Source organism: Lysinibacillus sp. GW821-FHT14F06 (assembly GCF_058803665.1).
Genome location: NZ_JBXAPF010000016.1, coordinates 73,539 through 84,864 on the forward strand (window position 1 = coordinate 73,539; position 11,326 = coordinate 84,864).

The window sequence follows — 11,326 nt, forward strand, 5'->3', positions numbered from 1 at the left end:
TACTCAAATTATTTTTTAACTAAATTACTTCACTAGTAACAATAAAAGTTTTGTGGAGATCAGACTGAAATGACGTATTAGTGGGGTATAGATAAGGAACTTCTTTGATTTGAGATGTTACATTACATAGCAAATCAAAGAAGTTTTTTAAGCTAAAATAACAAATATGTATTTAGAAAAGAAAACTCTCTTGTTAGGTATTAACCTTTTTCAATGTTTTATTGTAATTACGATATATGTTAATTAATGAAGCTATCACACATACTGCCAAAATGAATGGTGACCAATTTATTTTACCATTTAAAATAAGTGTATAAGTAATTGACAGCAGACTATAGGCTAAGATGATGAAGAGAATCAGTATACCCTTTTTCAACTGCTTATTTTCCATATATACTAACCTCCTTTATTTGACCAATATAGTTTCCTAGAGAAATGATAACACAATGGTTATTTATGTGGTAACAAATTGAAAAATATAAAAACAAATTTTGGAATTTTGGGAAGTGTAGTTTATGATTTGATGAAAATATGAAAGAAGCCGCATTATTCTCCATTAGTGAGATAATTGTGGCTTCTTTATGTACCAAAAAATGGTTATTGAATTTTTGTTAATACATCTTCATAAATTTCTTCTGAGGGTTTATTAAGGGCAATCGAAAATTCTGAGAAAATGGATTCCTGTAAGGTTTGAAGTAATTTTTCTTCTTGATTTGGGAATTTTTTTTCTTGTGCTAGAAATTCAAGCTTTTTTCTTAGTAAAGTATTTAAGAGATTTGCTTGCTTTTGTCGATCACCGGATTTAATGATTTCTATATGAGATCGCATACGATGTGTGTTTTGTTCTATCCATTCAACACCAGGAGAAGTAAACGAATGAAGAATTTTGAGGGCTTCATCTTTTTTTATGATGTCTCTAAGCTGTTTTTTTGCATTGTCAATAGGGGTGCGAATGGTTAACTTTGAATCATTTAATGGATGCAAAACGTAGTAAGTTTTTGTAATGTCGCTAAAAGTTTGTTCACAGATATCTTCAATTGAACAAAGCCCATGTGATGAATAAATGACTACATCGCCAACATTATACATGTATATTCCCTCCAACAAAATAAATTGTCAACTTAGTTGACTAAATTAAGTATAATCAAATAATTTTATTTTGTCAACTTGGTTGACGAGTGGTATTTTTTTTTGTATATTATTAACGAAAAATATGGAATGAAGGTGAATAAGTTGAAGGACGAATTGCAAAATCGGGATGTCATTGATTTATTGAGCGAACGTCATGAAATACTTCGACGACTTGCTGAAGAGAAGTGGAATAAACATAATCATATTTATATTTCTAATTCGGAATGGAATATTTTGGGTAAAATATATAAAAAACAATTAACGATTTCAGATGTGGCTAAGGATGTTGATTTTTCTAGACAGGCAACCCATAAATTCATAAAAAATTTGGAAGCTAAAGGACTAGTAACAGTTTGTAAAGTTGAACATAGTAAGAAACATAAAGCTATTCGTATGACTAAATTTGGTGAAGAATGCTATGAAAAAAATGAACATTACAAAGCAGAAATCGAGCAGCAACTTGTCAATACAATAGGGGAAGAGCATGTGACCAAATTAAAAAACATCTTAAGGCTTAATTGGCAATTGGAACATTTAGAAATGCAGGATTTAATCTAAGTAATGTAATAGGTTCAGATGTAAAGATCTTAAGCCAGTAGTATCTCTCCTAGTAAAAATCAGCCTCTATCACACCTTCTTGAAGGGGACTAAAAAAGTCGATTTGCCACAAATAATGTGATGCAAATCGGCTTTTTCAAGTTTTCATATCTAACAAAAGATAGATTTCTAATAATTAGTTTTTCAGTGCCCTCCCCTTCTGGTGAGAAGGTTTTTTGCTGCATTTTTTAGCTAAACACTAATAATTCTGAATTAATGCTTCTCCGTATAGAAAATGAGCAGTTATAATATTGATATAAGAGGTGAATGAGATGAAGAAAGATAGAGGGAAAGTTTGGTTGGGGGTTGCTGGAGTTGCTGTCAATGAGTTCGGTCAATGGCTGGTTGTAAAAAAAGCATATAGTGGCTTAAAGGGAAGATGGTCATTGCCAGCTGGATTTGTAAATGCGGGTGAAACGGTGGATGAGGCTGTTGTCAGAGAATTAAAGGAAGAAACAGGTATTGATTGCTGCGTATCTGGCTTAATTGGTTTTCGTACAGGTGTTATTCGGGGTGAAATTAGTGATAATATGGCAATTTTTTATTGTCGAATGATAGATGATCAACAGCCGATTTGTATTCAAGAAAATGAATTGTTAGAGGCAAAATGGATGTACCCACAGGAGCTAGCACAAGATGAAATGACATCCGTTATGTTAAAAGAGATGGCCTCCAATCAATTTGAAAAACACCAATTACAAGGGATTGAGGGCATTAATCCAGGCGATGTGTTTGGCTATTCATCTTATCGATTATTCTTTAAAAAAGATAATGGAGGGTAACGAGTATTTGGTGCTTTAGGGAACCATTATTCTCTCATTAAATGTTAAACGTTTAGCAAAATCAAAATGATTTTCCTAAATATGACGAACAAGCGAAAACAAGGCTATGTTCATTGAAAGCGTTGTCGTAATCATGTAAACTAATGAGAGGAAAACGGAGGTTATACATACATGGATGGTCCAGTTTCATTAGTTCAGCTAATCATTTCAATTTTGTTATTTTTCGTCATGTTCTTTGGTATCGGATTTTTATTAAATATGCTTCTGCGAATGACATGGTTAATGGCAATTGTGTATCCGATTGTTGTTATTTTTATTGTTGATGATGTAGGCTTTTTAGATTATATTTTCAAGCCAGGCTCTGCGTTTCCAGCTTTAATCGATAAATTACAAGCATTGCAATTTGTAGATATTGCTATTCTATCTGGTGGCTTTGCAGGTTCTATAGTAGCTGGGATTGTCATGATTTATTTACGTAAAAGTGGCTATCGAATGTTTTAACAAGCTTCAGTATTTATCTCTATGAGTTGATATAGAGATAAATACTGATTTTTTTATAATAGTAACTGGTAGGTGATGATGGCGATAAAAATGCCTGTTAATGCCCCGAAAAAAACCTCGCTTCGCTTGTGACCTAGCAATGTTTTCAGCTCTTCCATTTTTTCTTGTCCATCCATTTGTGGCCATTTCTTTAAATCATGAAGCAAAGTTTGAAAGTCCTTTCGTAGCTGATTTAAGATGGCTGCATGTTGACCTGCCTGATAGCGAACGCCACTTGCATCATACATAACGATAAATGAGAACATGGCGGCTACAGCGAAAATTGGAGAATCTAATCCAGTTTCATAGGCGATAGAGGTCGTAAGTCCTGTAACAGAAGCGGAATGTGAGCTAGGCATTCCTCCAGTGGAAGTAAACAGTCCCCATTTAATCTGTCTGGTCATTAAAAAATGAATAGGAATTTTGACAAATTGTGCAAAGAGAACTGCAAAGAGGGCAACGAGTAAAGGGGTATTTTGAAGTAAACTCATAATCATCACAACCTTCACTTATAATTGCCTTTATTATAACATTCATTATTTTCTAAAAGAAGCTATAGCCAAATATTACGCGTTTTCTGAAACTTAGGTATAATGGAGAATGAATGGAGGAATTAACATGCATATTGTAAAAGAAGCAAAAACATTTGAAACGATTTCTACTGAAGTGTTAGTGGTAGGGGTCACAAAACATCGTGAACAAATGCAGGATTGGGATAGCTTTTCATCATTTTATGGAGAATCCATTAATGCGTGGCTTAGCGCAGGGGACGTATCGACAGAGCTAAAAAAAATAACAAAGTTGCCATTTATGAAAGATCACGCAAATCTTAAACGTATTTTATTTGTGGGCTTAGATGAACGTAAAAATCTAACAGAAGGCAATATTCGTGCAGCATTTGGTTTAGTAGGTAAGGAGCTTAGAGCCTTAAAGGTTAAAGAGTATTCGATTTGGCTTGAATCTTTTACGACTGAAGATATTACTGTTACAGATGTTGCATTTTTAGCTGGTGAGGGAGCAGGTCTTGGTTATTATACAATTCCTCATTATAAAACAACATCAAATGAAGTCGATAAGCGAATTGAGGCTATACATCTAGTAACTAAAGCTAATGATATTGATGAGGTAGTGGCAAGTTTTGGGGTGGGACTTATTTATGCAGATGCAGTAAACGAAGCACGAAGCTTAATTAATTTACCGCCGAATCTTCTAACAGCAACAGACTTGGCTAATTATGCAGAATCTCTTGCGACAGACTATGATTTTGAAGTTGAGATTTTAAATAAAGCACAATTAGAGGAGCTTGGTATGGGCGGTATTTTAAGTGTTAATCAAGGCTCACAAGAAGAGCCTCGTTTAATCACATTAAAATATAAAGCTACTGAAGACTTTGAAAATCCAATTGGTCTTGTAGGTAAAGGCGTTACATATGATACAGGCGGCTACTCCTTAAAGCCAAAGGATTCAATGGTAGGCATGAAAGGCGATATGGGTGGTGCAGCAGCAGTGCTTGGCGCTATGAAAATCATTGGTGAATTACGTCCAAATAAAAATGTTGTAGCTGTTATTGGTTCTACTGATAATATGGTTTCGGATACAGCATTTAAACCAGATGATGTCATTACAACGTATAGTGGTAAAACAGTTGAAATATTAAATACGGATGCTGAGGGACGCTTAGTCTTAGCAGATGCTACTACCTATGCTAAACAGCAAGGCGCAACTTCGCTTATTGATGTAGCGACATTAACAGGTGGGGTGATTACAGCACTTGGTATGGATAAAACTGGGGCATTATCGAATGATGATGAATTCTTTGCTGCATTTATGGAAGCTTCACAGGAAACGGATGAATTTGTATGGCGCATGCCGTTAACAGAAAGTGATAAAAAACGAATTCGTAAATCGGATGTTGCTGATTTAAATAATTCCCCAGGTCGAGATGGACATATGATTTTCGGTGGAGGCTTTGTTGGTGAGTTTGTTGGAGATACGCCATGGATTCATTTAGACATCGCTGGCACATCTGATGCAGTTGCTGTACATGATTTGGGTCCAAAGGGTGGTACAGGTGTCATGGTAAGAACAATTGCAAACTTTGTGCAACGACTAGGGGAAGAGAATTAAAAACGTTACGGTGGTTGTCAACTTGTTTAGGTAGAGAAATTGATAGAAGATAAGTTTTCCCTCGATAAAGTCAAATAGCTTAGGCGATGTACATGCGATAGTTATGCCCTCCCTTCATACGATAAAGTAAAAAGGGAGGTAGCTTATGCCATTTTTCGGAGGTTATCCAGGAGGAGGCTTTTGGCCATTCGGTGCACCGTTTTTTGGAGGTTTTTTAGGAAGTTTACTTGGATCACAATTTGGCCCATATCCACCGTATTATCCAAACTATCGTCCATATCCACCAGGTCCTTATTTCCGTCCAGGTCGACCATATCCACCACGATATCGTAGACCTTATTGAATAGTGAAATATGCTAACCAGTTGTCGATATTAAATCGCCGACTGGTTTTTTCTTGATTTGGAAATATTTATATATCTTTCAATTGGTGTTGTCCTTGAAAAAATCATTCAAAAGGTATGAAATAAACTGTTGACAGAATATACTAAATTATTTATTATTCTTATTATATTACTAAGAATTAAAAACGTAGCTGACTAGCAAACTAGAGGCTCATATTGTTCATAGGCATCGCTATGCCCATGGATAATATGAGCCTTTTTTCTATCTCTAACAAGAGACGAGAAGGAGTGAAATGAAATGGGTAAAGTTTTTATAGTTGGTGCTGGTCCTGGAGATGTGGATTTGATCACTGTCAAAGGATTAAGGTGTATCGAATGTGCGGATGTCATCTTGTATGACAGACTGATTAATAAAGAGTTGCTCGCTTATGCTAAAAAGGAAGCTCAACTAATCTTTTGCGGTAAACTGCCTCAGCAACATGCCATGATTCAGGAGCATATTAATCAATCAATTGTCAGCTATGCACAGCAGGGAAAAATTGTGACGAGATTAAAGGGAGGTGACCCTTTCGTATTTGGCAGAGGGGCCGAGGAAGCAGAGGTGCTAGTACACCATAATATTCCATTTGAAATTGTCCCTGGTATTTCTTCCGGGATAGCAGCACCAGCCTATGCAGGAATTCCAGTTACACATCGCGATTTAAGCTCAAGCTTTGCGATGGTTACTGGTCATATGAGAGAGGGCAAAGACGATGCCATACAATGGGAAAGTCTTGCAAAAGGAATTGATACAATTGCAATTTATATGGGGGTTGGTAATCTTCCCTATATTCGTCAGCAGCTGCTTAAGTATGGTCGTGATGAAGAAACTCCTGTAGCACTTATACATTGGGGAACGCTTTCCCAACAAAAGACAGTTACGGGTACTTTAGCAACTATAGAAAAGATTGTACAACGAGAAAATATCCAAAACCCAAGCATAATTGTAGTGGGAAAGGTTGTTACATTGAGGGAATCAATTCAATGGTTTGAGCAAAGCATTCCACAGCCACAGTTAGTAAAAAATTCTGTGTAAGGATGTGGATTTATGCAAGCCATTTTATATATTGCACATGGAAGCCGTGTAAAGGAAGGTGTGGAGCAAGCTATTGCTTTTCTAAAGGGTGTACAACTGGAGATTGATATACCGATTCAAGAAATTTGTTTTCTGGAATTGGCAGTACCCACCATTGCTGAAGGGATTGATAGCTGTATTAAACGAGGGGCTACAGCTATCGCGATCATGCCTATTTTATTGCTAGCTGCTCAACATGCAAAGCAGGATATTCCAAGTGAAATCGAAAGAGCAAAAAAACAGCATCCCCATGTAGCATTTACATACGGTGAACCACTAGGTGTCCATGAATTATTAATTGACACACTGCACACTAGGATTTTAGAAACAAAATTACCTACTAACAATGCAAGTGTTTTACTAATTGGTCGTGGGAGTAGTGATTCAGCAGTCAAGATAGATCTAGCTAAAATTGCAGCAAGGCTACGTGATAAATATGCTTACATTTCCGTAGACACATGTTTTTTGTATGGAATAGGTCCAACTTTTGAAGAGTGGCTACAGCAAAAGAAAAATGAGGTTGATCCAGTATTTATCGTGCCGTATTTATTGTTTACAGGAATTCTTCGACAAAGTATAACAAAGCGATTGCAAGAATATGAGAATCGTAACATCACATTATGTGAAAGTTTAGGCTACGACCATAATGTAAGGAAAGTTTTAGTGGAACGTATTGTCGAATTATTAGCATGTCATAAGGAAGGTGTTCTGTCATGGTAGATAAAAGGACTGAAAATGTAAATCTAGCATTAGATAATGTCCGTCAAATTTTAAATACTGTGAGTCATGGATCAATTACTTTAATTATCCAAAATTCCTATGTGGTCCAAATTGAAAAAAAGGAAAAAATAAGACTTCGATAATTTAACTTCTTTCAGCAGAAGTCTCCCACCTCTATAGGTGGTGAGATGAATGCGGGTTTAGGTTGCTTTTCAGTGAATGTCCAAACACCTACTGAAAGAAGTTAAAGCCTCTGGCAGATGTCACGGAATCAGAAAGGATTTCTTTGTGCAAGCACAAAGCCGATTCCGGACGCAATTATGCTGAGGCATAATTGATTTTTACAGAAAAATAGCGCCAGCCAAAAAAAGCTTGGCGCTGACTCAATGAAAAAAGAACAGAAATGATACTAATACGTGAGGTGGCAAGAATTGAAACTGCAAGTAATAAATAGTCCATTTAATGAGGAGCAGGTAAAGTTATTGAATGAGCTGCTCCCTAAACTAACTGGAGAGCAGAGAATTTGGCTAAACGGGTATTTAAGTGCACCGCTAGCAACAATCAATACTATAGCTGAGGAAGTAGCGTCAACGGTAACACCAATTACTAAAACAGTGACGATTTTATATGGTTCACAAACAGGCAACAGTCAGGGTCTAGCTGAAAAATATGCGTCCGCATTGAAAAGCAATGATGTAGATGTGACGGTTTCATCATTAGCAAAATTTAAGCCTAATAATTTAAAAAAGCTTACAAATCTTTTACTCATTGTCAGTACACATGGTGAAGGGGATCCACCTGATCAAGCCATACAGTTCTATGAATTTTTGCATAGTAAGCGCGCTCCAAAACTAGAGAATTTACACTATTCGGTACTAGCTTTAGGGGATAGCTCCTATGAATTTTTCTGTAAAACAGGGAAAGATTTCGATGAGCAATTTGCTAATTTGGGGGCCTCTCGCATCATTCCTCGTACAGATTGTGATGTGGATTATGATGATGCTGCAGCACAATGGTTCACAGCTGTTCAGAAGGAGCTCCTGCAGCAGGCTGATGTAACTGCTACATTAGAGGAACCAAATCAGATAGTACAGGGAGAATCTACATATTCTCGAAAAAATCCTTTTTATGCTGAAGTACTAGAAAGCATTAATTTAAATGGCAGGGGCTCCAATAAAGAGACACGTCATGTTGAATTATCAATTGAGGGTACAAATTTTAATTTTGAGCCTGGAGATAGCATCGGTATTTTGCCAGAAAACGATGAAAAATTAGTCGATGCTTTATTAACAGCACTACAGTTTGATCCACAAGCTGAGGTAAATGTATTTGATGAAAAATTATTGATAAGGGAAGCATTGCAAAAGAAGCTAGAAATAACAGTGCTATCCAAGCCATTATTACAAAAGATTGGTGCCTATACAGTGCATAAGGAATTTACAAAGTTAGTAGAAGATGCTAACGACTGGAAGGACTATGCAAAGGGTAGAGATTTGCTTGATGTCGCTCAAGACTTTGCACCATTTTCATGGAATGCACAGCAATTTGTAGAGTTGTTACGAAAAATTCCAGCACGACTTTATTCCATTGCTAGTAGTCAAAAGGCAAATAATGATGAGGTGCACTTAACTATTGGGAAAGTAAGCTATGAGACAAATGGACGTCAACGACTTGGCGTTTGCTCTGGTAGCGTTGCAGAGCGTATTCAAATTGGTGATACATTACCAATATATGTGCATAAAAATCCTAATTTTAGATTACCAGAGCAACAGGACACACCAATTATTATGATAGGTGCGGGTACAGGTGTGGCCCCATATCGTGCATTTTTAGAAGAGCGTGAGGAACTGGGGATTGAAGGAAAGGCATGGTTAATCTTTGGTGATCAGCATTTTGTGACAGATTTCCTTTATCAAACCGATTGGCAGCGTTGGCTTGCTTCTGGCACACTAACTCAAATGGATGTAGCCTTCTCACGAGATACTGATAAAAAAATCTATGTGCAACATAAAATTGAGGAAAATGCAGCGACCTTTTATGAATGGTTGGAGCAAGGGGCTGTTATTTACGTATGTGGCGATGAAAAAGCGATGGCGGCAGATGTCGATGCCACAATACATCGTCTGATAGAGCAACAAGGACAAAAAACGCCAGAGGAAGCGAAAGCCTTTGTCAATGAACTAAAACAACAGAATCGCTATCAACGTGACGTTTATTAATAAAGGAGAGAAGAAACATGACAGGAAAAATTATTTTACCTCCACAACAAGGCAATCCTAGTGATGTAGAGCGTATAAAAAGTGAAAGTAATTATCTGCGTGGAACACTTGAACGTACGATGAATAATCCATTAAGTTCAGGAATTCCAGAGGATGATAATCGACTGATGAAATTTCATGGTAGTTATTTACAAGATGACCGTGATCTACGTAATGAACGGCAGCGTCAAAAGCTAGAGCCAGCTTATCAATTTATGGTGCGCGTACGTACACCAGGTGGAGCAGCTACACCGGCTCAATGGTTAGTAATGGATGAAATGGCAAGAAAGTATGGCAATGGTTCCTTAAAATTAACAACTCGCCAGGCGTTCCAGGTACATGGAATTTTAAAATGGAATGTCAAAAAATATATGCAGGAAATTAACGATGTTTTATTGGATTCTCTTGCTGCCTGTGGGGATGTAAACCGTAATGTTATGTGTAATGTCAATCCAAATCAATCAGCATTACATGAGGAAATTTACAATTGGTCCGCAAAGTTAAGCGAGCATTTACTTCCTAGAACACGAGCATATCATGAGCTATGGCTAGATGGCGAAAGGGTAGTGGACAGTCAAGAGGAAGAAATTGAACCTATTTATGGTTCATTGTATTTACCACGTAAATTTAAGATTGGTATAGCTGTTCCACCAAGCAATGATGTGGATGTATTTTCACAAGATATTGGATTAATTGCGATAGTTGAGGAGGGGCAGTTAATTGGCTTTAACGTTGCAGTAGGTGGTGGAATGGGCATGACGCATGGTGATCATGAAACTTACCCACAGCTTGCTCGGGTTATAGGCTTTATCACACCTGATAAATTACTGGAAACAGCAGAAAAAATTATTACGATTCAACGCGATTATGGCAATCGTTCCGTACGTAAAAATGCTCGCTTTAAATATACAATTGATGCTAGAGGGCTTGAATGGTTTAATGAGGAGCTAACACGTCGTCTAGGCTGGGATATTCAAGAAGCACGTCCATATACATTCGATCGTACAGGTGATGAGTTTGGCTGGATTAAAGGAGCAGAGGGGAAATGGCATTATACGCTATTTATTCAAAATGGTCGTATTAAGGATTTTGAAGATTACCAACTGCTAACAGGGCTAAGAGAAATTGCGAAGGTACACACAGGTGATTTCCGCTTAACGCCAAACCAAAATTTAATGATTGGCAATGTTACTCCGCAAAAGAAGAAAAAGATTGCAACTCTTATTGAAGAATACAAGCTAACAGATGGTGCGCATTATTCTGCTTTACGCCGTAATTCTATTGCTTGTGTGTCGTTACCAACATGCGGGTTAGCAATGGCTGAAGCGGAGCGTTACTTGCCTTCCCTAATTACAAAAATTGAAACAATCATTGATGAGGCCGGCTTAAATGAAACGGAAATCGTTATTCGGATGTCTGGCTGTCCTAATGGTTGTTCGCGAGCTGCTATGGCTGAAATTGGCTTTATCGGTAAAGGACCAGGAAAGTACAATATGTATCTAGGTGCAAGCTTTATAGGAAATCGTCTTAATAAAATATATCGTGAAAATATTGGTGAAGAGGAAATTTTAGCAGAGCTACGTCCAATTCTTCTGCATTTTGCCAAGGATCGTTTAGAAGGAGAGCATTTTGGAGATTTTGTTATTCGGGCTGGCTATGTAACAGCAGTCTATGATGGAAGAGAGTTTCATCATCAATAGAGACAGGAGAAAGA

At 37.1% G+C, this 11,326-nt stretch carries 13 protein-coding genes; 10 read left to right on the top strand and 3 right to left on the bottom strand.

Annotated elements, in window-relative coordinates; genetic code table 11:
* Positions 1-193 precede the first annotated feature (193 nt).
* On the bottom strand, positions 194-391 hold the full coding sequence (locus AC1RNS_RS15135; protein ID WP_492993787.1) for a hypothetical protein: 198 nt from the start codon (positions 389-391) through the stop codon (positions 194-196).
* Positions 392-597: 206 nt separating this feature from the next.
* Entirely contained in the window at positions 598-1,089 is a 492-nt protein-coding gene (locus AC1RNS_RS15140; protein ID WP_492993788.1) for a CarD family transcriptional regulator, read from the bottom strand.
* A gap of 102 nt (positions 1,090-1,191) precedes the next feature.
* Here AC1RNS_RS15140 and AC1RNS_RS15145 point away from each other — a divergent pair, with 102 nt between their 5' ends.
* From AC1RNS_RS15145 to AC1RNS_RS15155, 3 genes are all read left to right on the top strand, one after another.
* Positions 1,192-1,689, top strand: coding sequence for a MarR family winged helix-turn-helix transcriptional regulator (locus AC1RNS_RS15145; RefSeq protein WP_492993789.1), 498 nt, complete (start codon positions 1,192-1,194; stop codon positions 1,687-1,689).
* A 311-nt stretch (positions 1,690-2,000) separates the two neighbouring features.
* Positions 2,001-2,510, top strand: a complete 510-nt coding sequence (locus AC1RNS_RS15150; RefSeq protein WP_492993791.1) for an NUDIX hydrolase — start codon at positions 2,001-2,003, stop codon at positions 2,508-2,510.
* A gap of 171 nt (positions 2,511-2,681) precedes the next feature.
* A complete protein-coding gene (locus AC1RNS_RS15155) occupies positions 2,682-3,011 on the top strand; it encodes a YuiB family protein (RefSeq protein ID WP_492993792.1) in 330 nt (109 codons plus the stop codon).
* 53 nt (positions 3,012-3,064) lie between these two features.
* Here AC1RNS_RS15155 and AC1RNS_RS15160 read toward each other — a convergent pair whose 3' ends face one another.
* Entirely contained in the window at positions 3,065-3,547 is a 483-nt protein-coding gene (locus AC1RNS_RS15160; protein WP_492993794.1) for a divergent PAP2 family protein, read from the bottom strand.
* A 121-nt stretch (positions 3,548-3,668) separates the two neighbouring features.
* Between AC1RNS_RS15160 and AC1RNS_RS15165 the strand changes: the two genes are divergently transcribed.
* The 7 genes from AC1RNS_RS15165 (at position 3,669) to cysI (ending at position 11,312) form a co-directional block, all read left to right on the top strand.
* On the top strand, positions 3,669-5,177 hold the full coding sequence (locus AC1RNS_RS15165) for a leucyl aminopeptidase (protein WP_492993795.1): 1,509 nt from the start codon (positions 3,669-3,671) through the stop codon (positions 5,175-5,177).
* A 145-nt stretch (positions 5,178-5,322) separates the two neighbouring features.
* Positions 5,323-5,520, top strand: coding sequence for a uroporphyrin-III methyltransferase (locus AC1RNS_RS15170; RefSeq protein ID WP_492993796.1), 198 nt, complete (start codon positions 5,323-5,325; stop codon positions 5,518-5,520).
* A 298-nt stretch (positions 5,521-5,818) separates the two neighbouring features.
* The gene (gene cobA / locus AC1RNS_RS15175; RefSeq protein WP_492993797.1) at positions 5,819-6,595 is read left to right on the top strand and encodes a uroporphyrinogen-III C-methyltransferase; all 777 of its coding nucleotides are present in this window, start codon (positions 5,819-5,821) and stop codon (positions 6,593-6,595) included.
* Between the two features lie 12 nt (positions 6,596-6,607).
* Positions 6,608-7,354: a sirohydrochlorin chelatase gene (locus AC1RNS_RS15180; RefSeq protein ID WP_492993799.1), complete on the top strand. Its 747-nt coding sequence runs from the start codon at positions 6,608-6,610 to the stop codon at positions 7,352-7,354.
* Positions 7,348-7,497 carry a YezD family protein gene (locus AC1RNS_RS15185; protein WP_283869335.1) on the top strand — a complete coding sequence of 50 codons (150 nt, stop codon included), beginning with the start codon at positions 7,348-7,350 and terminating at the stop codon, positions 7,495-7,497. Before AC1RNS_RS15180 ends, AC1RNS_RS15185 begins: the two co-directional genes overlap by 7 nt.
* Before the next feature lie 288 nt (positions 7,498-7,785).
* Positions 7,786-9,573, top strand: a complete 1,788-nt coding sequence (locus AC1RNS_RS15190; RefSeq protein WP_492993801.1) for an assimilatory sulfite reductase (NADPH) flavoprotein subunit — start codon at positions 7,786-7,788, stop codon at positions 9,571-9,573.
* Between the two features lie 17 nt (positions 9,574-9,590).
* Positions 9,591-11,312: an assimilatory sulfite reductase (NADPH) hemoprotein subunit gene (gene cysI, locus AC1RNS_RS15195; protein ID WP_492993803.1), complete on the top strand. Its 1,722-nt coding sequence runs from the start codon at positions 9,591-9,593 to the stop codon at positions 11,310-11,312.
* Positions 11,313-11,326 lie beyond the last annotated feature (14 nt).

Bases quoted from the DNA above. Each gene is read 5' to 3' on its own strand.
- AC1RNS_RS15185 (WP_283869335.1), top strand. From the start codon at position 7,348: ATGGTAGATAAAAGGACTGAAAATGTAAATCTAGCATTAGATAATGTC.
- AC1RNS_RS15150 (WP_492993791.1), top strand. From the start codon at position 2,001: ATGAAGAAAGATAGAGGGAAAGTTTGGTTGGGGGTTGCTGGAGTTGCT.
- AC1RNS_RS15160 (WP_492993794.1), bottom strand. From the start codon at position 3,547: ATGATTATGAGTTTACTTCAAAATACCCCTTTACTCGTTGCCCTCTTT.
- cobA (WP_492993797.1), top strand. From the start codon at position 5,819: ATGGGTAAAGTTTTTATAGTTGGTGCTGGTCCTGGAGATGTGGATTTG.
- AC1RNS_RS15170 (WP_492993796.1), top strand. From the start codon at position 5,323: ATGCCATTTTTCGGAGGTTATCCAGGAGGAGGCTTTTGGCCATTCGGT.
- AC1RNS_RS15135 (WP_492993787.1), bottom strand. From the start codon at position 391: ATGGAAAATAAGCAGTTGAAAAAGGGTATACTGATTCTCTTCATCATC.
- AC1RNS_RS15180 (WP_492993799.1), top strand. From the start codon at position 6,608: ATGCAAGCCATTTTATATATTGCACATGGAAGCCGTGTAAAGGAAGGT.
- cysI (WP_492993803.1), top strand. From the start codon at position 9,591: ATGACAGGAAAAATTATTTTACCTCCACAACAAGGCAATCCTAGTGAT.
- AC1RNS_RS15165 (WP_492993795.1), top strand. From the start codon at position 3,669: ATGCATATTGTAAAAGAAGCAAAAACATTTGAAACGATTTCTACTGAA.
- AC1RNS_RS15140 (WP_492993788.1), bottom strand. From the start codon at position 1,089: ATGTATAATGTTGGCGATGTAGTCATTTATTCATCACATGGGCTTTGT.
- AC1RNS_RS15155 (WP_492993792.1), top strand. From the start codon at position 2,682: ATGGATGGTCCAGTTTCATTAGTTCAGCTAATCATTTCAATTTTGTTA.